The 21559-nt window shown below is 63.0% G+C and carries 16 protein-coding genes; 7 read left to right on the plus strand and 9 right to left on the minus strand.

Annotated elements, in window-relative coordinates; all coding sequences use genetic code 11:
• Window positions 1-3 precede the first annotated feature (3 nt).
• Window positions 4-2352: a beta-glucosidase BglX gene (gene bglX / locus A3736_RS11800; RefSeq protein ID WP_067683224.1), complete on the minus strand. Its 2349-nt coding sequence runs from the start codon at window positions 2350-2352 to the stop codon at window positions 4-6.
• A gap of 213 nt (window positions 2353-2565) precedes the next feature.
• Between bglX and A3736_RS11805 the strand changes: the two genes are divergently transcribed.
• Both A3736_RS11805 and A3736_RS11810 read left to right on the plus strand, forming a co-directional pair.
• Complete coding sequence (locus tag A3736_RS11805; protein ID WP_067683226.1) at window positions 2566-5592, plus strand: TonB-dependent receptor; 3027 nt, start codon at window positions 2566-2568, stop codon at window positions 5590-5592.
• A gap of 112 nt (window positions 5593-5704) precedes the next feature.
• The gene (locus A3736_RS11810) at window positions 5705-7162 is read left to right on the plus strand and encodes a glucoamylase family protein (RefSeq protein ID WP_067683228.1); all 1458 of its coding nucleotides are present in this window, start codon (window positions 5705-5707) and stop codon (window positions 7160-7162) included.
• 27 nt (window positions 7163-7189) lie between these two features.
• Here A3736_RS11810 and A3736_RS11815 read toward each other — a convergent pair whose 3' ends face one another.
• The 4 genes from A3736_RS11815 to A3736_RS11830 form a co-directional block, all read right to left on the minus strand.
• On the minus strand, window positions 7190-8071 hold the full coding sequence (locus A3736_RS11815) for an endonuclease/exonuclease/phosphatase family protein (protein WP_067683229.1): 882 nt from the start codon (window positions 8069-8071) through the stop codon (window positions 7190-7192).
• A 4-nt stretch (window positions 8072-8075) separates the two neighbouring features.
• Window positions 8076-8840: an alpha/beta hydrolase-fold protein gene (locus A3736_RS11820; RefSeq protein WP_197465593.1), complete on the minus strand. Its 765-nt coding sequence runs from the start codon at window positions 8838-8840 to the stop codon at window positions 8076-8078.
• A 107-nt stretch (window positions 8841-8947) separates the two neighbouring features.
• Complete coding sequence (locus tag A3736_RS11825; protein WP_233999366.1) at window positions 8948-9922, minus strand: LacI family DNA-binding transcriptional regulator; 975 nt, start codon at window positions 9920-9922, stop codon at window positions 8948-8950.
• 82 nt (window positions 9923-10004) lie between these two features.
• A complete protein-coding gene (locus tag A3736_RS11830) occupies window positions 10005-11231 on the minus strand; it encodes an MFS transporter (RefSeq protein ID WP_067683232.1) in 1227 nt (408 codons plus the stop codon).
• 87 nt (window positions 11232-11318) lie between these two features.
• Between A3736_RS11830 and A3736_RS11835 the strand changes: the two genes are divergently transcribed.
• The gene (locus tag A3736_RS11835; protein ID WP_197465594.1) at window positions 11319-12365 is read left to right on the plus strand and encodes a LacI family DNA-binding transcriptional regulator; all 1047 of its coding nucleotides are present in this window, start codon (window positions 11319-11321) and stop codon (window positions 12363-12365) included.
• A 3-nt stretch (window positions 12366-12368) separates the two neighbouring features.
• Here the strand turns inward: A3736_RS11835 and A3736_RS11840 are convergent, their stop codons facing one another.
• The 3 genes from A3736_RS11840 to otsB are packed head-to-tail and all read right to left on the minus strand — an operon-like array spanning window position 12369 to window position 16317.
• Window positions 12369-13748, minus strand: coding sequence for a trehalose-6-phosphate synthase (locus tag A3736_RS11840; RefSeq protein WP_067683236.1), 1380 nt, complete (start codon window positions 13746-13748; stop codon window positions 12369-12371).
• On the minus strand, window positions 13745-15577 hold the full coding sequence (locus A3736_RS11845) for a glycoside hydrolase family 15 protein (RefSeq protein WP_067683238.1): 1833 nt from the start codon (window positions 15575-15577) through the stop codon (window positions 13745-13747). Before A3736_RS11845 ends, A3736_RS11840 begins: the two co-directional genes overlap by 4 nt.
• Window positions 15574-16317 (minus strand): trehalose-phosphatase, encoded by a 744-nt coding sequence (gene otsB, locus A3736_RS11850; protein ID WP_067683239.1) that lies wholly within the window; start codon window positions 16315-16317, stop codon window positions 15574-15576. Before otsB ends, A3736_RS11845 begins: the two co-directional genes overlap by 4 nt.
• Before the next feature lie 156 nt (window positions 16318-16473).
• Between otsB and A3736_RS11855 the strand changes: the two genes are divergently transcribed.
• From A3736_RS11855 to A3736_RS16745, 4 genes are all read left to right on the plus strand, one after another.
• Entirely contained in the window at window positions 16474-17073 is a 600-nt protein-coding gene (locus A3736_RS11855; RefSeq protein WP_067683241.1) for an SDR family oxidoreductase, read from the plus strand.
• Between the two features lie 273 nt (window positions 17074-17346).
• The gene (locus A3736_RS11860) at window positions 17347-18804 is read left to right on the plus strand and encodes a globin-coupled sensor protein (protein ID WP_067683243.1); all 1458 of its coding nucleotides are present in this window, start codon (window positions 17347-17349) and stop codon (window positions 18802-18804) included.
• Window positions 18805-19259: 455 nt separating this feature from the next.
• On the plus strand, window positions 19260-20165 hold the full coding sequence (locus A3736_RS11865; protein WP_038283760.1) for an alpha/beta fold hydrolase: 906 nt from the start codon (window positions 19260-19262) through the stop codon (window positions 20163-20165).
• Complete coding sequence (locus tag A3736_RS16745) at window positions 20162-20656, plus strand: hotdog fold thioesterase (RefSeq protein WP_078056337.1); 495 nt, start codon at window positions 20162-20164, stop codon at window positions 20654-20656. Before A3736_RS11865 ends, A3736_RS16745 begins: the two co-directional genes overlap by 4 nt.
• Here the strand turns inward: A3736_RS16745 and A3736_RS11870 are convergent.
• Window positions 20586-21559, minus strand: a 974-nt coding sequence (locus tag A3736_RS11870) for a TolC family protein (RefSeq protein WP_067683244.1), incomplete at its 5' end; no start/stop codon positions are given. The genes A3736_RS16745 and A3736_RS11870 overlap by 71 nt on opposite strands.

Here is a 21559-nt window from a genome sequence, read left to right on the forward strand (position 1 = left end):
CGCTCACTCCGTCAGCGTGAAAGTGACCGGCGTGCTCGCTTCCGCACCCGAGCTGGGCGCGATCCAGAGGCGGAACTCGCCCGGCTCCCAGCCATGCGACATGTCGCCGCGCGTGAAGGCCAGGTCCTCCGGTTCGAGAGTGAAGCTCACCGTGCGGCTTTCGCCCGGCTGCAGCATCACCTTCTCGAAACCCTTCAGTTCCTGAACCGGCCGCGTCACCGATCCGACGAGGTCGCGAACGTAGAGCTGCACCACCTCTTCGCCCGCGCGGCTGCCGGCATTGGTGATGGTGGCGCTGGTCGTGATCGATCCGCCCGCCCCCATCCTCGGGGCACTCAGCGTGACCGGCGAATAGGCGAAGTCGGTATAGCTCAGCCCGTAACCGAACCGATAAAGCGGGCTATTGGGCGTGTTGAGATAACGCGAGACGTATTTCGCCCCCGGCTCGCCCAGTTCGATCGGGCGGCCGGTGTTCTTCATGTCGTAATGGATCGGCGCCTGTCCGACATTGCGCGGGAAAGTGACAGGCAGTTTGCCCGACGGATTGTAATCGCCGAACACCACATCGGCCACCGCATGGCCGCCCTGCGTTCCGGGATACCAGGCGTGGAGGATCGCGGGCACGTTTTCGTCCGCCCAGCCGATGGAATTGGGCCGCCCGCTCATCACCACTAGCACCACCGGCTTGCCGGTCGCGACGAGCCGTTCGAGGAGGGCCTGCTGGTTGCCCGGCAGGTCGAGCGAGGTGCGGCTCGCCGCTTCGCCCGTCATGTCCCATTTCTCGCCCATGACCGCCACGATCACGTCGGATCGGTCAGCCACTGCGAGCGCTTCGGCGAAGCCGTCGGTTTTGCCTTCGGCGTCGAATTCGTAGCTTGCGCCCTTGGCGTATTCGACGCGCACGCCGCGTCCGGCACGCGCCTTGAAACCTTCGAGCACGGTGACCGGGCGGGTCTGGCGGTCGCCCGCAGCGGCCCAGCTGCCGATCATGTCGGGCTTGCTGTCGGCGAGCGGACCGATCAGCGCGATGCTCTGCGCCCCGGCGGCGAGCGGCAGGGTGTCACCTTCGTTCTTCAACAGAACCATGGACTTGCGGGCGACATCGCGCGCAGCTTCGAGGAATTCGGGCTTGTAGAGCGTGGCTTCCTGCCGTGCGTTATCGGCATAGCGATAGGGATCCTCGAACAGGCCGAGGCGATATTTCATTTCGAGCACACGGCGCGTGGCGGTGTCGACCTGATCCATGCTTACCCGTCCCGCGGCGATCGAACCGGCGAGGTTTTCGAGGAAGACCGCGCCCTGCAGGTCCATATCGACGCCAACGTCGAGCGCCTGTTCGCCCGCCTGTTCGAGATCCTTCGAATAGCCGTGCGCCACCATCTCGTTGATCGAGGTATAGTCGGTGACGACGAAACCATCGAAGCCCCATTGATCGCGCAGCACATCGGTGAGGAGATATTTGCTGCCGCTGGCGGGCACGCCGTCATATTCGTTGAACGATGTCATGATGCTGCCCACGCCCGCATCGATGGCGGCCTTGAAGGGCGGCAGGTACACGTCGCGTAGCGTGCGTTCCGAAATGTCGACCGTGTGATAGTCCCGCCCGGCCTGCGCCGCGCCATAACCGGCGAAATGCTTGACCGTAGCGAGCACGGTGTCGGTGGCCCCCAGATCGTCGCCCTGATAGCCTTCTACACGAGCCTTCGCCACGCGGCTGCCGAGATAGACATCCTCGCCCGCCCCTTCCGATATGCGGCCCCAGCGCGCATCGCGGGCGATGTCCACCATGGGCGAAAAGGTCCAGTGGATCCCTTCCGCGCTCGCTTCCTCGGCGGAGACGCGGGCGGATTTCTCCACCGCATCCATGTCCCAGCTCGCCGCCTCGCCCAGAGAGATCGGGAAGATCGTTCGATGGCCGTGGATCACATCGTATCCGAACATCAGCGGGATTTTCAGCCGCGTGTTCTCGACCGCGAGGCGCTGCAATTCGCGCGTATAATCGGCCGTATAGGCATTGAAGATATTGCCGACCTTGCCCGCGCGAATATCCTCCTGATAGCTGTCGCGCATGGTGGGGCCGGTGGATTCCCAGTCGCTGGTGAGCAGCGTGAGCTGGCCGACCTTTTCCTCCAGCGTCATCTTGCCGATCAGCTCGTCGAGAAACCGATCCATCTCGGCATCGCGCGCCGCCCATTCGGGCTGCGCCGGCTGGATCGGCACGGTGCCGACGGTGGCAGTCGTGGCTTGGGCGGCAGGAGCCCGCTCCACTGGTGCGGTCTGCGCGGTGGCGCAGGCCGTCGTCGCCAGAAGCATGGCGGCCAAAGTGCTTGTGCGAGCTACAGGGCCCTTCATCGTAATCTCCCGCTCCCTGACGGCTGACCCTTCCTAGCGGGTCTCTGCCGTCCTTGATCATTTTTTCGGATTCGTCCGGTGCAGGGGTTCTATACAACCGGAATGAAACCGGTTACAAGCCCGTTCCATATTCAATGATTCGATCTGCAGAGAATGCTGCGGCGGATATTCAAGCCTCTGGAAAAGGGGCGGAAAATGGGGAGGAGAATTGCCATGATCTTTTCGCATGCGAAGCGCACGTCCGTTGCCGGCCGCCTGGCCGGTGCCCTCGCCATCACCAGCGCGACCGGCGCCCTCGCCATCGCGCTCGCCGCGCCAGCTCTTGCGCAGGAATCGAACGCGTCCCTGCGCGGCAGTGTGACCGGCGCGACGCAGATCACGGCCGTCGACGTGGCGACGGGTTTCCGCCGCACGATCGATGTCACGCAGGACGGTCGCTACAATTTCCCGCAACTTCGCCCGGCGACCTATTATCTGGAAATCACCGGCGTGGACGGCACGGTTCGCCGTACCGATGAATTTACGCTCCAGATCGCGCAGGACGCGGTTCTGGACTTCGACGACATCGCGCAGGAACCGACCGTGGCGGATGCCTCCGCCACGCCGGGAGCCGAAGACAATCTCATCATCGTGACCGGCGGGCGGATCGTCACGCTCGAAGGCGGCGAGGTCGGCGCGAACATTTCGCAGCGTGAGATCGAGACGCTGCCCCAGAACAATCGCAACTTCCTCGCCTTCGCCGATCTGGCGCCGGGGGTGGTATTCGAAAATCCCGATGGCCAGTCGCGCATTCAGGGCGGCGCGCAGAACAGCCGCACAGTGAACGTCTATATCGACGGGATCGGCCAGAAGGACTACGTTCTCAAGAACGGCGTGACCGGCCAGGACAGCTCGGAAGGCAACCCCTTCCCCCAGCTCGCAGTCGGCGAATATCGCGTCATCAGCTCCAACTACAAGGCGGAGTTCGATCAGGTCAGCTCGGTCGCGATCACCGCGGGCACGAAGTCGGGCACCAATGAATTCCACGGCACCGCCTTCGTCGATTACACCGATACCGACATGCGCCAGGAAACCCCGCTGGAACTGTTCGGCGGGCGCGAAAAGGCGGAGACCAAGGATATCCAGTTCGGCGGCGCTCTCGGCGGGCCGATCGTCAGGGACGTGGCGCATTTCTTCGTGACATACGAAGGTAAGCGCCGCCGCCTGCCCGTCACCATCGAGCCGGGCGCCAATTTCCCGGTCAGCTTCTTCCCGTCGGATCTTCAGGGCCTGTTCGGGCCGACGCAGCGCGAGTTCAACGAAGACCTGTATTTCGGCAAGCTGAGCTTTCAGCCGACCAGCCGCGACCTGATCGAGGTTTCGGGCAAGTACCGTAAAGAGACCGGCATCTTCCTGAGCAGCGGCAGCACCGCTGCGGAATCGGCCGCGTCGCAGGATGTGGACGAAAAGCGCGGTCTGCTTCGCTGGGAACACAGCGCCGATAATTTCATCAACGATTTCAAGCTCACTTATGAAGAAGCTTTCTGGTCGCCCCGCCCGCAAAACTTCGTTCCCGGCGCGCTCTACACATATAGCGGCGTAAGCCCCGTCACGGGCAATATTCTGGACAATGCGCAGATCCTGCGGCTGGGCGGAAGCGCCAACTTCCAGGACAAGGGCCAGGAAGGCTACAGCGTCCAGAACGACTTCACGTGGATTGGCTTCGAACGGCATACGATCAAGGCAGGCGTGAAATCGAAGTGGGTCAAGCTGACGCGGGACGAGCAGAATTTTTTCAATCCGCAATATTCGTATAACGTCAATCTGACGCCAAACGGCTTCAACACCACCATCCCCTATCGTGTCCAGTTCGGTGCCGCGACAGGCCAGGGGACTCCGACTGTCATTTCGAAGAACTGGCAATTCGGCATCTATATCCAGGACGATTGGGACGTGAACGATCGTCTGACGTTGAATCTCGGCATCCGCTGGGATTACGAGGAGACGCCGTCCTATCTCGATTTCGTCACGCCACCGGAAATCGTCGGTGCTGTATCAGAAGCGAACTATCCCAATATCTATAAGCCGGGCGTCGAGTACGACATCAACGATTACATCACCGACGGAACGCAACGCGAAGCGTTCAAGGGCGCTTTCCAGCCTCGCCTCGGTTTCACCTACCAGTTCCTGGATCGCGGGCGTCTGGTGCTGTTCGGTGGTTACGGGCGGTCCTATGACCGCAACCAGTTCGATTTTATCGCCCAGGAAGTCAGCATCAATGCCTACAGCACGCGGACCTTCAACTTCCTCACTGGCGATCCGAACAACGACGACTGCAATCCGAGCCCGACTTGCGTGCGCTTCGATCCGATCTATCTGACGGAAGAGGGTCGCCAGCAATTGATCGCCGGTGCCGGTTTCGGCGGTGGCCGGGGTATCCGCCTGGTCAACAACGATCTGAAGGTGCCCTATTCCGACCAGTTCAGCCTTGGCCTGCGTAGCGACCTGACCAGCACGCTGAATGTCGAAGTCGGGTTCCGCCATATCGAAAGCCGCGACGGGTTCGCCTATCTGCTCGGCAACCGTCGCCCCGACGGGACATTCTTCACGCCTCCGCCTGCCGTTCCGGGTTCCCCGTTCGGCTTTGCGCCTCGCGGCTTCGGTTCGATCATCATCGGAACGAACGGCCTGAAGACCAACGAGGATGCGGCGCACATCAAGATCGCGAAGCGCTACACCCAGGCCTCGCCCTGGAACCTGACCGCGACCTACACCTACACCGATGCGACCGAGAACCGGGCTTTCGGCGAATATTTCTCGTTCGATTTCCCGACGCTTGAGGATTACACGGTCAAGACTTCCAGCGGCCTGCGCAAGCATCGTCTGGTGATGGCCGGATCGGTCGATCTGCCGACGAATACGGTGATCTCCGGCAAGTTCCAGATCGCCTCCCCACGCTATCTCAACAATTTCGTGCGCACGATCGGCGGCGATGAGCCCCTGGTTATCGATACGATCAAGACTGCGGGCAATGGCGATCGGTGGGGCTTCCGCCAGCTCGACCTTGCCATCACGCAGAATATCGATCTCGGTTTCCTGAGCGATCGCAGCCGCATCTATGTGCGCGCCGACATCATCAACGCCCTGAACGATCGTAATTACAACAGCTTCCTCGGCACGACGGGTGAGCGCAATCTGCGGTCCTTCAGTACCGACGGCCCGCCCCGGACCCTGAAGGTTTCCGCAGGGTTCGAATTCTGAGCTATCCTTTTATCGCCGTCGCTTCTTCCCGGAAGCGGCGGCGATCATCCTTTATCCGCAGGTGACTGCCATCCTACTCCGCTCCGCCCCGTTCGCCTCCTCAGCCGCCCTGATGCTCACCGGATGCGCCAGCGTCCCCGGCACCTTGCCGCAGGCCGCGCCAGAGGCGCCGCCCGCTTCGGCTCAGGCCGCCTTCTCGGAAGACCTGACGAAACGCACCTTCGCCTATTTCTGGGAAACCACCGATACCGAGCGCTGCCTTGCGCCCGATCGGTGGCCGTCCAATCCCTTCTCGTCCATCGCGGCGACCGGCTTCGCGTTGACTGCGTACGGCATCGGCGCGGAGCGCGGCTATGTCAGCCGTGAAGATGCAGCGCAGCGCACGCGCGACTGCCTCGAATTCTACTGGAATGCGCCGCAAGGCCACGCCGTATCGGGCGTGTCGGGCCATAAGGGCTTCTTCTACCATTTCCTGAAGAACGAGGATGGGACACGCTTCGGCAATACCGAACTCTCGACAGTCGACACCGCGCTATTGCTCGGCGGTGTGCTGTTCGCCCAGAGCTATTTCGATCGCGCGGATCCGACCGAAGCCGCGATCCGCGATCTTGCGGAAAAGATCTATGCCCGCGTCGACTGGACCTTCGCCCAGCGCGAAAACAGCGCGATTCCTTCGGCCAATGGCGGCAGCGGCAAGGCCATCGCGATGGGCTGGTATCCCGAAAGAGGCAATGGCGGCGATTTCGGTACGCATGACTGGGTCGGCTATAACGAGGGAATGCTGGTCTATATCCTCGCTGCGGGATCGCCGACGCATGCGATCACCAAGGAAGCATGGGACACTGGCTGGGCCGCCAATCTGGATAAGGACTGGGGGACGTATTACGGCTACGAGCACCTCCAGTTCGAGCCGCTCTTCGGCCATCAATACAGCCATGTCTGGGTCGATTTCCGCGACATTCGGGATGCCTATATGGCGTCCAAGGGGATCGACTATTTCGAGAACAGCCGCCGCGCGACTTTGAGCCAGCGCGCCTACGGCATCGACAATCCGAACGATTGGATCGGTTATTCGGGCGATCTGTGGGGCTGGACCGCGTCCGACGGGCCGACCGGCGCCGCCAATGGCCGCCTCGTCAACGGAGAACCGCGACAGTTCCAGGCCTATTCCGCACGCGGCGTCAGCGCCGAACGCGTCGTGGATGATGGCACGATCGTGCCCACGGCGGCAGGCGGATCGGTCGCCTTCGCGCCGGAAGTCACGATCCCCGCCCTCATGGCGATGCGCGATGCCTATGGAGACAGGCTTTATACCCGCTATGGATTCAAGGATGCGTTCAATCCCAGCTACACCTTCACCGATGCGGGCAGCCGCAGCGGCACCGTGGATGCGCAAACCGGCTGGATCGCGCGCGATCATCTCGGTATCGATCAGGGGCCGATCCTGGCGATGATGGAGAACCACCGCAGCGGCCTCGTCTGGCGCACCATGCGCAAGAACCCGCACATCCGTCGCGGCCTCGAACGGATGGGCTTCACGGGGGGATGGCTCGACCGCACGGATCCGTGAACGTCGAGCGCGCTGGCCGATCGCGCGCTAACGCACTCGCAATTTGAGGTCCACGACCACCGGATAATGATCGGACGGCAGGCGCCCGCCCCAATGCTGCGTGATCGTCGCATGGCGCAGGACCGCGAAGCGATCGGAGACGAGGATGTGGTCGATCGGTTCGGCGGCGTTTCGGGCGATATCGAACCCGGTAAAGGTTCCGGTTGGTCCGAAAGGGGGAGCCTGTGCGATCGTGCGCGTATCGGCGAGCCCGCTGCGTCTTCGATCGGCGAGGATCCGCATCGGTGCGCTCGACGGGGCGGCGTTGAAATCGCCCATGACGATGACGGCCTCGCCCGCCCCGCGATGCCGCTCGGCCCAGGCGGCAATCTGCGCCGCGCTCTCTTGCCGCGCTTCCTCGCCCACATGGTCGAAATGGGTGTTGAGCACGCGCACCAATTCCCCGGTGCCCCTATCCTGAAGGAGAGCCCAGGTCGCGATGCGCGGCAGGGCGGCGTCCCATCCCTTGCTCGGCACTCCGGGCGTGGGGGATAGCCAGAACGTACCGCTTTCCAAGGCCGTCCAGCGCGCACGCTTCCACGCCAGCGGCGAGAATTCCCCCTTGCTTGCCCCATCGTCTCGCGCGACGCCCGCAAAGGCATAACCGGGGAGGTCCGCTTCCAGATCGCGTTTCTGGCCAAGCAAAACCTCCTGCATACCGAGCACGTCGGGCGCGAGATAGGTGATCGTCTGGCTCACCAGATCCTTGCGATACGGCCAGGCATTTTCCCCATCCGATGCCGTGTCGAGCCGGATATTGAATGTCATCGCCCGCATGGTCGACGGCTCCGTCTTCGGGGTGGGTACATGGGCACAAGCGGGAAGCAAGGCGAGAAGGCCAAGGCCTGCGATCAGGGAGCGGAACCTCATGCGCTTAGTCCTCGATCCCGCGGCGATGGCTCAGCAGCCAGAGATACAGCGCCGGATCGGCATAGGCCGGGTCCCAGGCATTGTGGCCGAGATCGGGATAGATTGTCAGGCGGCTCTTGCGCCCCCCGCATGCCCGGATCGCCCGCGCCATGGCGAAGCTGCCTTCCGGCACCACCACATCGTCGCGATCGCCGTGAAGCGCCCAGACGGGCAAGTCCTTGAGCGCGCATGCCGTCGCGGGATCGCCCCGCCCCGCCACCGGCGCAACGGCTGCAAATCGCGTCGGCTCCTGCGCGGCCCAGCGCCAGGCGGCATGCCCACCCCGGCTGAGCCCGGTGAGATAGACGCGTGCCGGATCGACCGGCAGCGTGGCCATCGCATGGTCGAGGATCGCGTCGAGCTTGTCGATGTCCCAATCCTCTTCCTCCGGGAGCAATGGCGAAATCAGGATGAAGGGGAAGTCGGGATCGCGATCGGCGATCTTCGGCGGACCGTGCGCCTTGACCCGCGCGACATCGCTGCCCCGCTCTCCCGATCCGTGAAGGAACAGCAGGAGCGGGAATTTCGCGCCGTCTTTCTCAAGGCTCGCAATCGGCGCACCCTGGGGGACGAAGAGCTGATATTCGTAGCCGCCCGCCATGAGCGCGGGCTGCGCGTGCTGGCCCGCCTGCGAAGGAGGCGCCGCTTCGAGCGGCCCCATGGATGCGCAGCCCGACAACAGCAAAAGCGCGGCGAGCGGACGCAAGGAGCGAGTGACGGCGAATGACATGATGCGGTTCTCCCGATCCGAAGTCTTCGGCTCCGGAATCATCCGCAATGTATACGGTTACATCGTCCGTCGCCACACCTGCATATCTAACGAAAGCGAGACTTCGTTCAGCCCGTCGTCGATCCGCGCACGGCCAGGGTCGGGGGTATCACAAGCGAAGCCTCCCCGCTTGGCTCGCCGCCCGCCAGCATGCGAAGGAGCATCTGCGCCGCCGCGGAACCCAGCCGGGTGATGTCCGAATGCACGGTGGTAAGCTGCGGCGTGACGTAACGCGCCAGCGGAATATCGTCGAACCCCGCGACGAGAATTTCGCTGCCGATCGCAAATCCCGCTTCGCTCAGCTCGGCCATGCAATCCACCGCCATCATGTCGTTCCCTGCGAAAACGGCATCGAAGCGCGTGCCGCTGGCGATCAGATGTCGCGCGGCATCGCGCCCCGCATCCTCGCGGAAATCGCCGGGCAGGATCAGGGGATCGGCAATTCCGAGCCCGTCTTTCAGCGCATCGCGAAAGCCCCGCTCACGCTCGCTGGCATCGCGATTGTTGGTCGGCCCGGCGATGTGGACGATCCGCTTCGCGCCCCGATCGATCAGATGTTCGGTAACCATCCGCGCCCCGGCGTAATTGTCGACCGCCACGAATGGCGTTGAGCCATCGGCGGCCTGCGCGTTCAGCAAAACCGCCGGGATTCCTTGTGTCAAAGCCCGATCCAGCATCTCGGCGCTGGAATTGGGCGGCATCACCAGCAAGCCATCGACACGTCCGCGCATCGCCCGGATCGCTTGGCCCGTTTCCTCCACGCTGCCATGCATGTTGCCGAGCAGCAGGTTCTTGCCCGCCCCCTGGACCGCCTGATCGATCCCGCGCACGATTTCGGAGAAGAATTCACCGAACAGGTCGGGAAGGATCACGCCGATCGTGTCGGTCCGCTGCCGGGTCAGGCTGCGCGCGCCGCTGTGGGGAACGTAATTCAGCTCGGCCGCCGCCGCTTCAATCTTGGCGCGGGTCTTCGCCGTCACACTGCTCAATCCGTTCAGCGCACGCGAAGCCGTCGCCACCGAAACTCCGGCGGCCTTTGCCACTTGTCTGATCGTTATCGACCCACCCACCAGCTTGATCTATCGCCGAATGCCCGAACCGCCAAGTCTGAGAACAGCGAAATTCTCAGCTTTCGCGCATGGTCGCTAGCAACAGACATGCCAGTGCGGCCAAACCGGCAAGAAGGGCGAAAAAAGCGGAAAAACCGAACAGCGGTATCAGCAGCAGCACCAGCCACGGCATGATGAGAGACGGCACGGTATTGGTCAGGTTGAATATGCCGAGATCGCGCCCTCTTGTGCGGGTTCGCGGAAGCACGCGCAGGGTCTGGCTGGAATGGAGCGCGAGGAACACGCCCGCCATCAAGCCGAACAGAATATAACCGACCGTCCCCGTTTGTAGATCCTGCGAAAACGCCATGAATGCGAGGCCTAAAGATGCGCCGCCCGCCGCCAGGGTCAGCGGCAGACGCGGGCGTCGCGCCCGATCCGACCAGCGCCCCGCCAGCAGCGCCAGAGGAATGCAGACCACCGCGATCAGAGTGATGAGCCGGGCCGCGCGATTGTCGCTCACAGCCGGATCGAGCGAGCGCAGCCAGAGCAGCAGGAATGCGAACAGCGCTGCTTCGGCGATCTGGACCAGAAGGCGCGCCAGCCACATCCTTACGACCGGCTCGCTGCGGCGGGGAAAGGCGGGATCGTCGTTCCCGTTCGGGGTACCTCGCTCGCGGTCGATCGTTGCCTCGACGAGATGCGGCATCGGGCGCGGCCTGCCGAAGACCAGCACCGGCAAAACCATCGCCGCCACCACCAGAGCGTTCAGCACCAGCCGGGTCTCGGCATCGGCCAATCCCGGCAGGGTCAGCAGCATACCGACCAGCGCCCCTGCCGCAGGCGAGATCGCCATCAGGCCGCCCAGCGTCCCCTTCTGTCCATCCGGCACGCAATCGCCCGCCCAGGCCATCAGAGGGCCCAGCATCATGTTGAGCGCAATCTGCCATGCGGCAATCGCCACCAGGAACAGGCCCACGCTCTCGATGCGGAACAGACCCGTCAGCAGCAGGCCCGAGAGGATCGTCCCGGCAAAAATCCACGGCTGGCGCGTCCGGGTGATATCGCTCAGCCATCCGAATGCGATGTTCGAAAGGCTCGCCGCGATCGCGCCGACGAAGGCGGCATAGGACAGGACCACGATCGCCTCATCGCCCCACACGACAGATGCGCGCAGTGGCAGGAACAGGGTCAGGAAAGGCGCGTAGGCGGCCGATCCGCCCGCCACGGCCAGAGCATACAGCAGCAGATAGCGGCGCGCCTGCATCGGCGGGGGGACGGTTTCTGCCTGGCAATCCTGCATGGTCGGCAGGTCTAACCGCGATGCGAAGCCGCTCCAAGCGAATGCAGCGCGCTTGTCGCTTGCGATGTGGCGCGCTAGCCAGCAGACATGGCACGGCAGAGCGATCGGGAAAGTGGCGAGAGCGGGGAACGCAGGCGGGTAACCTCCTTCGACGTGGCGGAGCGTGCCGGTGTCAGCCAGTCGACCGTCAGCCGCGCTCTGGCCGGCCTGGAAACCATTACCGAAGCCACCCGCCGCCGCGTGGAAGAGGCGGCGCGCGAACTTGGCTATTTCGTCGATTCCCGCGCGGCGCGCCTGCGCAGCGGAGAGACCCGCACTGTCGCAGTGGTCGTGATCGCGCGCGAGGGCGGCGATGCGCGGGCGGTCAATCCTTTCCACTATACCCTGCTCGGCAGCACCTGCGCCGCGGCGGCCGCCCGCGGCTATCAGGCGCTCGTCACCTTCCAGAGCGAGCCGGACCATCTGTTCGGGCGGTTCGTCGAAGAACGCCGCGCCGATGCCGTCATCGTGATCGGCACCACTGCCAACCGTCCGGCATGGGACCACTTCCGTGCCCTCGCCTCCGATCAGCCCAACATGGCGTTCTGGGGCGCCGGAGCGGAGGACGAGGAGTGGGTCCGGTCCGACAATCTGGAAGGCGCGCATTTGGCCGTGGAGCGCCTCGTCGCGGCAGGCCATCGCCGGATCGCTTTCGTCGGCGAGACGGAAGGCCATCAGCGCCAGTTCGAGGAGCGATACGAAGGCTATCGGCGCGCCATGGAGGCACATGGCTTGACGGCTTTGCCCGCAGCCACCGGCGAAGGCCGCACGCGCGATGCGCAGGGGCGTTCTGCGATGGAGAGACTCCTGAGCGGTGAAAGGCCCGATGGCCTGTTCTTCGCCTGCGATGCCATGGCGCTGGGTGCGCTCGACCATCTCGCACAGTGCGGCATCGACGTTCCGGGAGATTTGGGCGTGGTCGGTTTCGACGGGCTTGGCAGCGGCGCGCACTCGCATCCCCCACTCACGACTGTGGAGCCCGAATTCGCCTTGGCGGGAGAAATGCTGGTATCGGTCGCGCTCGATGCCAGCCCGATCGAGCGCCGCGTGCCGGTCAGGCTGGTCGAGCGGCGCAGCGTGCGCGCGCCGGTTTAAGTCCTAGCCGGTAAGGTCGCGGACGAAATCGGCGGTCCATTTCTGGACATTGTCGTCGCGCACGGTTCCCACCATCTTCTCGTATCGTTCGCGCCGTTCGTCGATCTTCATGTCGAGCGCGCGCCCGATCGCGTCGGCGACGTCGTCGGGGCTGTGCGGATTGACCAACACCGCATCCTCCAATTGATGCGCCGCCCCGGCGAAGCGCGACAGGATCAGAACGCCCGGATCCTCAGGATCCTGCGCCGCGACATATTCCTTCGCGACCAGATTCATCCCATCGCGCAGCGGCGTGACCAGCCCGATCTTGGCGGCGCGGAAGAAGCCGTAGAGCTGGGCATGGGTGTAGCCGCGATTGACGTAGCGGATCGGGACCACGTCCACTTCGGAGCGCGCACCGTTGATCTGGCCGGTCTTCTGTTCCAGCAGTGCGCGGATCTGCTGATAGCTTTCGACATCCTCGCGGCTGGGCGGTGCGACCTGGATATAAACGAGATCGCGCACGCGTTCGGGATGCTGGTCGAAGAACCGGCCGATGCCGTCGATCCGTTCCGGCAGCCCCTTGGAATAATCGAGCCGATCGACGCCGATCATCGCAATGCGGTGGCGCGTCGAGGACAGGAGCCGCTGTTCGGCCTGGCGCGATTCCCCGCTATCGCCCTGCGCGTGGAAGTGATCCCAGTCGATCCCGATGGGATAAGCCTTCGCCGTGACGGTGCGCCCGTCGAGCGTGACCGAGCCGGTCGCCTCGTCCACCTCGGCACCCAGTTCCTTGGTGCAGTAATGCAGGAAGCTGTCGAGCCATTCCTGCGTCTGGAAGCCGACCAGATCGTATTGCAGCATCGTGCGCACCAGGCGCTCGTGATACGGCAGGGAGACGAACAGGCGTGTCGGCGGCCAGGGGATATGGAGGAAGAACCCGATCCGGTTCGTGATGCCGCGCGAACGCAGACGTTCGCCGAGCGGGATCAGGTGATAATCGTGGACCCAGACGAGATCGTCTTCTTCGATCAGCGGCGTGACCGCTTCGGCGAAGGCTTCGTTGACGCGCTCGTACCCCTTGCCGGTCTCGCGTTCGTATTCGGTCAGGTCCAGCCGGTAATGGAACAGCGGCCACAAAGTCGCATTGGCGTAGCCGTTGTAATATTCGTCGATATCGCGCTTCGAAAGGTCGACCGTCGCAGTCGTCACGCCATCATGGGTCTGGGTATTTATCCCGCCGCCGGCACCCTCTTCGCTTTCCTGCCCCGACCAGCCGAACCAGACGCCGCCATGCTTGCGCAGCGCGGAATTGAGCGCCCCTGCCAGCCCGCCCTGTGCCCCGGCAGCGCCGCGGGCCTTGGGCACTGCGACACGGTTCGAAATGACGACGAGTTTGGCTATCGGACTTCACTCCAGGGTTTGGACAACAGACCAGCGCAATTGATTACCCCTACCAGCGAGTAGGTCTGCGGGAAGTTCCCCCACAACTCATTGTTTTCGTAATCCAAATCCTCGCTCAACATGCCCGACCGGGTGGTGTGGCCCAGCATCGTCTCGAACAGGGCACGCGCTTCTGCGTCCCTGCCCGCTATGTGAAGCGCCTCGATCAACCAGAAGGTGCACACGTTGAAGGCGGTTTCCGGCGCGCCGAAATCGTCTTCGGCCGCATAGCGAAGCATGTGGTCGCCGCGCCGCAATTCCCGCTCGATCGCGGCGAAGGTGGACGTAAAGCGAGGGTTGTCGGGCGAGATGAAGCGCAGCTCGATCATCTGCAACAGGCTGGCGTCGAGATAATCGCTTTGGAAGCTCGCGCCGTAATGGCCGCCATGCTCGCTATCCTTCCACGCTTCGGTTTCGATGCGCTCGCGGATCGCGTCGGCCCGCTGCCGCCAGAAGTCGCACCGGTCCGCCTTGCCGAGATGATCGGCCACATTGGCCAACCGGTCGCAGGCCGCCCAGCACATGACGGCGGAATAGGTGTGGACTTCCTGCCGCGTGCGGAATTCCCACAGGCCCGCATCCGGCTGGTCGTGCATGGCCCAGGCCGTTTCGCCGACCTGTTCCAGTTTTTCGAAATCGTGATCGTCCGCCATGCGCAACAGGCGCCGGTCGAAGAAACCCTGCGCGGTCGGCATTACAATCTGTCCGTAACAATCGTGCTGCACCTGCGTGTAGGCCGCATTGCCGCGCCGTACCGGACCCATGCCGCGATAGCCCGCGAGATCGGTAGCGAAGGTCTCTTCCAGCTCATGTTCGCCCATCACGGAATAGAGCGGCTGGATCTGCCCGCCCTGCGCCGAATCGACGATATTGCGCAGATAGCCGAGATATTTCTCCAGCACGTCGAGCGCGCCGAGCCGGTTCAAGGCCTGCACCGTGTAATAGGAATCGCGGATCCAGCAGAACCGGTAATCCCAGTTCCGCTCGCTGCCCGGCGCTTCCGGGATCGAGGTGGTCAGCGCGGCGACGATCGCGCCCGTTTCCTCGTGTTGGCACAGTTTCAGGCCGATCGCGCAGCGGATCACCTCGTCCTGCCATTCCAGCGGGATATGCAGGCCGCGCGTCCAGATCTTCCAGTAATCGCGCGTCAGCTGTTCCATCCGCTGCAATTCGGATCGCAGATTGCCGACGAAGGGCTCGTCCGGGCCGAGGAAGAAATGCAGATCGCTTTCCACGCGGAAGAAGCGGTTTTCCAGCACGTATCCGATCGGTGCATCGCTGCTGAGCCGCAGCGCCTGCGGGCCGATCAGATAGCGTACGTGATTGGTCCCATGCGTGGTCGGCGCGATCTCCGCTCCGTAATTGCGCATGGGATTGAGCACCACGCGAAGCCGCGGATTGCCGGCGACCGGGCGGACATTGCGAACCCAGGCATTGGGCCGGTACATCCGGCCCGAGCGTTCGAAGCGCGGGCAGAAATCGCGGATTTCGATCGCGCTGCCATCCGCCGCCTCGATCCGGGTGACGAGGATCGCGGTGTTGCGCTCGTAATGCTGTTCGACCGAAGTCTGCCCTTCCAGCTCGAAGCGCCAGATCCCCGCATCGCGCCGGTCTGCGTTGAGCAGCGCACAGAAGATCGGATCGCCATCCACCCGCGGAACACAGCCCCAGACGAGCGCACCCAACCGGTCCACCAGACCGCTGACCTGGCAATTGCCGATGGGCCACAATTCCAGATCGGCCCGGTCGAAATCCTCGCCTTGGTCGGAGATACGCTGAGAAACCGTCATAGCCCCAACCATTCGATGGTTCGCGCCACGTTCGCAAGTGCGAAATCGGCCGTGCTGTTTTCGCGGTCGCCCACCAACACGCCCCCGCCGCCCAAGTCGGAACAGGCCGAAAACCCGTCATCGTCGGTCACATCGTCACCCACGAACCAGGGCTGTGCACCTGCGAAGACCGGGGTGGCGAGGAAAGCGCGCACGGCCCCGCCTTTGTCCGCCCCCGGCCGAACCAGCTCGACCACCGCGCGACCCGTTTTGACCGCAAGACCATGTTCGTCCGCCAGATCCTGCGCGAAGGCCAGCACCGCCGGACCTTTCTCCGGCTCGGAGCGATAATGCAGCGCCCCGCCATGACTCTTCGTTTCATAGAGCAGGCCGTCGCGCTCCGCGATCCCTCGCATGGCATCCGTGACCGCGGCGGGAAGGCCCTTCGGCTCTTCGCCCAGCCAGCGGCCTTCGGGATATTTGCGCGCCGCGCCATGCGAGCCCGCGCGCGCCACCGCAATCCCGGGCAGATGCTTCTCGATATCCGCGAGCGCGCGGCCCGAAACCAGCGCCAGACGCCCTTCCAGCCGATCGGCGAGAGCCTTCAGCCGTTCGCACAGGGTTGGGGGCACATGGATGCCATCGGGCGTGTCGGCCAGTTCCACCAGAGTTCCGTCGAAATCGAGGAAGAGCGCCAGTGGCGCATCGCCCGCTAGCCGGTCGAGAGGAGGCGGCGAAGGCAGCGCGTGGGAAGAGCTCATGCCGGTCGCCTTAGCTACCGGCGGCCCACACGATCAAGCGATGTTCGCAAAGCCCGGTCGCCCAACGGGTTCATGCAACGATCGGCGATGCCCTGCGTTGAAATTATGAGGCTCCAGACGAGCCGTTACCGTCCCTCACATAACAGGTTGCTTGACATGAAAATTCTTATCGCAGGTTCCACCGGCAAGACCGGCCTCCGCCTGACCCAACAGCTCAAGGAGGCCGGACATCAGCCCATCGCGATGCACCGCGCCTCTTCCGATATCTCCAAGCTTCCCGAAGGCGTTGCCACGCGCGAGGCCGATCTGACCCAGCTTACCGACGATGTCTGCGACGGCGCGGACGTGGTCGTATTCGCGGCCGGTTCCGGAGGAGATACGAGCGCCGAAATGACCGACAAGGTCGATCGCGACGGCGCGAAGAGGCTGATCGACATCGCCGCAAAGAACGACATCGACCATTTCGTAATGCTGAGCTCCGTCGGCGCGGAAAATCCCGATCCCGAATCCGACCTCGCCCATTATCTACAGGCGAAGCATGAGGCCGACGAACATCTCAAGGCGTCGGGCCTGTCCTACACCATCGTCCGACCGGTCACGCTGACCGACGAAGACGGCTCACGCGATATCAGGCTGGGCGACGAGGTCGACCCGAAGGGTGAGGCTGCGCGTGGCGACGTCGCCGCGATCCTCGCCCGGGCGGCCACCGACGACACGCTCGAAGGCAAGGTCTTTCTGATGGAAAGCCTCGGCTGATTCGCTCTGCCGATCCCGTGGCCGGATGGGAAAACCAATGGCGGAGGCGGAATTGTTTCGCCTCCGCTAGCGATCAAGCGCCCGGCTTCACTGCCGCCCAGCCGAAATCACGAAAACCTCCACGTCTATTTGCGTAATTTTGCGTGCCGGGCGAACGTATTCGAGCAGCCGATCCTCAGACTACTTGCAAAAAACGGCTCAAAAGCGCCCTCCTTGGCGCTATGTGCCTAGTGCAAAAGCTTTTTTCACCAACCCGTCGTAAAACTTCTGGTCATGGACACAGAAAACGCCACCGGTTCGACCGAACTCACCCTCGAAGATCGCCTGACAGCGTTCAATTTTACGAAGACGACTTTCAGCGCGTTTCCAAGAGTACGCAAGGCGATCAAGCAGCACGGCGCCTCGGCCCTTGCCGATCTCTACGATTTCATCCGCTCCAAGCCGATGCTTGCGAAGATGTTCCGGTCCGATGCGATGATGGGCGAAGCGCGCAAAAAACAGTTCAACCACTGGATGAATCTGTTCGCCGGCCCCGTGGGCGAGGACTATAATAAAGCAGCCCATCGTATCGGAACGGTTCACGCCGCGATCGGATTGGCGCCTACCTGGTATATCAGCAGCTATGCCCGGATGCTCGAAGCCACTCTTCCAGCGGTGATCGGCCGAAGCGTCACGGATCCGTTCGGAAACCGCAGCAAGGCGGCGAACGCGCTCATCAAGGCTTCCCTGCTGGACATGGATATTGCGCTGTCCGCCTATTTCGACGTCGAAGAAGCCAAGCGCCGCAAGGTGATCGACGGTGTCAGCAAGGCGCTCGACCATCTCGCCAGCGGCAATTTTTCACAGCGCATGGCTGACCTTCCGGAGGGCTACGAAGCCTTGAGTCGCGATTTCGAAGCGATGCGCATGCGGGTTTGCGAAACGCTGGCACAGGTGAAACACACGGCGACCGAAATCCAGGCCGAATCCACCGATATCAGCGTAGCGGCCGACGATCTGTCCCAGCGCACGGCACAACAGGCCGCCAATCTCGAACAATCGGCGGCCGCGATGGCGGAGATTACGCAAGCGGTGCAGGATAGCGCCGTCGATACGAGCAAGGCGGACGAAGCGGTGTCGCTCGCCCGCGACGAGGCGGTGAGCGGCGGCGCGGTGGTATCCGAAGCTGTCAGCGCGATGGACGCGATCGAACGGTCTTCCGCCGAAATTACCGAGATCATCACGATGATCGATGGGATCGCCTTCCAGACCAACATCCTCGCGCTCAATGCAGGCGTGGAGGCGGCCAGAGCGGGCGATGCAGGACGCGGCTTCGGAATAGTCGCCGCCGAAGTCCGTAGCCTTGCGCAACGCACTGCCGAAGCTGCGAACGAGGTCAAGAAGAGAGTCAACGCCTCGTCCGAACAGATCGGCGTCGGTGTCGAATTGGTAAAGAGTTCGGGCGACTCCCTAGAACGCATCATATCCAGCGTGGCCGAAGCAAGCAGCGCGATCCGCACCATCGCGGAATCCGCACAGCAACAGGCTCGCGCGCTGCAACAGGTCAATATCGGTTTGTCGGAAATGGATCAGGTGACGCAGCAGAATGCCGCCATGGTCGAACAGACCACAGCCGGCGCACGCAGCCTGGCCGAAGAGGCGACCGATCTGGCAGACATGATGGCCGGCTTCCAGTTCGAAATCGGAGGGTCGCAGGACATTCGGCCGATCGAGCAGCTCCGCGCAGCCTGAACGATGCAGGCGTGACGTCCAAACGGCTTGATCAAAGATTGGTAGCGGAGGAGGAACATATAGCGAACATATAACGTTCTGACATTGCTCGTTTTTTCCGCCCAACTCTTGGAAAGTACCCCCACCGATACCCCCAGAATCCCGAATTTGCGCCAAACCGTTACAAGGGTGCGATCGGCCGACTAATTTTCGAAAATTGGCAGCTCAACCGCCTCATTGAACGGCGGAAGTTGGGCCGGAAGCGGAAAGGCAGCTTTTATATCTTTGAGCGGATTATGCGGACAGCGACTGCTGACCGAATCGCAAGCCGGTGCATTAGAGAATGGTCTGGAGAAACCCCTCTTGGCATAGACTTTTGCCGTCGTTGAAACGCCCCTGCAGGACAGCCAACACGGAGCCGAGAGCCACAAACTAAATCGGTTTACTATTTAGCGCGCCTTTCCTACCATCCAGAGATGGCGAGAGAAACCTTTACGATTGAGGGCGCAGGCGCGATTTCTCTTACAGCCGAGGCTGAGGGGGATGCCTACGCCATACCCGTCCTTCTTGCGCACGGCGGCGGGCAGACACGGCGCGCGTGGAGAAGGGTGGTCAGCGAGCTGGCTCAAGCCGGCTTTCGCGCAATCGCCTTCGACATGCGCGGTCACGGAGACAGCGATTGGTCGCCATGCGGAGCTTATGAAATGCGCGACTTCGCGGCGGATCTGGTCGCTGCAGCGTCGCGCCTGGACCAGAAGCCAGCGCTGGTCGGCGCTTCACTGGGCGGGCTCGCTGGACTGATTGCCGCAGGGGAGCTTGCTCCAGGTAGCTTTGCTTCACTCACATTGGTCGACATTGCCCCGCGCATGGCGCCCAGCGGTGTAATGCGCGTGGTTGGTTTTATGGAAGAGCATGTCGATAGCGGCTTCGCCTCACCAGAGGAGGCGGCCGACGTGATCGCTCGCTACATGCCGCATCGTCCCAGGCGGGGCGCGAGCGATGGTCTGAAAAGCTATCTGCGGCAGAAGCCGGATGGGCGCTTCTATTGGCACTGGGACCCTGTGCTTATCCGTAATATAATGTCAGCCAGACAAGGCGACCCAGACAGCCAAGAACGTCAATCGGCAATGCTCAGCCAAGCTGCGGCGAATCTCACGCTTCCGCTTCACCTCATCCGAGGCGCCTCTAGCGATCTTGTTTCCGAAGAGGCCGTATTGCATCTGCGACAACTCGCCCCCCATGCAGAATACACCGATATTGCCGATGCCACGCACATGGTCGTGGGCGATGCGAACGATGCCTTTTCCGCCGCTATCGTCGATTTCCTACGGCGCCATCACTCATCCGATACGGCTCAGCCACAGGGGACGAGGGAGCTATGATCGATCGAGAGCGCTTGCAGGAAATGCTGAATATCGCGCCGTTTCATCGATGGCTTGGGCTGGAGATTGCAACATGCTCCGACCAGGGAATCGCGATCACCATGCCATGGCGCGAAGAGATCGTGTCGAACCCGATGATTGGGTCGGCGCATGGAGGGGTCCTGGCTTCACTGGTCGACCTCACCGGGCTTTATACTCTGCTTGCCGGGGGCGTCGCGGCGAGAGCGACGGCCGATCTGCATGTCGATTACCACCGTCCTGCAACCTCAGGACCTCTCACTGCTCACGGACAGATCGTGAAGATCGGGCGACAGATTTCGGTGGCGGAAACCCGGGTTCTCGAGCCCGACGGCAAGTTGGTCGCCAGCGGCAGGGGCGCCTACTTCTCGTCAACCGGATCACTTGATCATCGCGGCGGGACTATTGATCTCGAACAGGCTCTTGCCACCCAAGGCCCAGCGACTTCTGCAGCGCGATCCACGCCAGCGTAAGGGCGCCTTTTGCCCGGACGAGGTCTGCTGAGGCCTGCTGCTGTTCTCGCAGGGCCCGGTTGAGGTCAGCCTTCGAGATCGCTCCTGCGGCAAAACGTTGGCGGTTCAGATCGGCGGCGCTATCCGCCTGGCTCTTGATCTGCGCGCTGGCTGCCAGCGCGACGCGTTGTTGGCCAAATCGTGCCAGAGCGCGCTCGGCATCCCGTAGCGCCGCGAGGACGGTTTGACGATAGTTGGCGACAGCTTCGTCGCGGACCGCCCCGGCGCGATCGACCGACGCGTCGACCCTTCCAAAATCGAGGAAGTTCCATTCCAGGCGGGGTATCGCCAATGCCGAAAATTCGCCTACATCGAAGATATCGTCGGGGGAAGATCCGCCAAGGCCCAGAATCCCCATAAAGGACAGCTTCGGGAACCTTGCCGCTTCGGCCACCCCGATCCTGGCCGTTGCAGCGGCGAGAGTGCGCTCAGCCGCCCTGATGTCGGGCCGACGCGCGATCAGACTCGCCGGATCGCCGACAGTAACCTCATCCGGGGGCAAAGGGATATCTCGCGGCGTCGAAAGGTCTTCGGCCGTCGATCCAGGAATCCGTCCCGACAGGATCGCAAGCGCGTCTAGCAGGACGGCTTTATCGGCCTCCGCCTCGGCGAATTGGGATTTGAGCACCTCCAGCTCCGCGTTCGCATTGCCCACCGGGAACAGCGGCAGCGCGCCTTGCTGATACCGCTGATAAGTTAGGGCCAGGACTTCTTCCTGCAGCTTGATCTGCGTCCGGTATTGGTCGGCGCGGAACTGGGCCTCCCGCAAGTTGACGTAGTTATTGGCAACTTCGGCGGTCAGCTGAACCTTTGCGTCCTCCGCATTGGCGACCGTTGCCGCAGCCTGCGCGTTGCCGGCCTCGA

Source organism: Erythrobacter sp. HI0063, assembly GCF_001635685.1.
Classification (GTDB): domain Bacteria; phylum Pseudomonadota; class Alphaproteobacteria; order Sphingomonadales; family Sphingomonadaceae; genus Qipengyuania.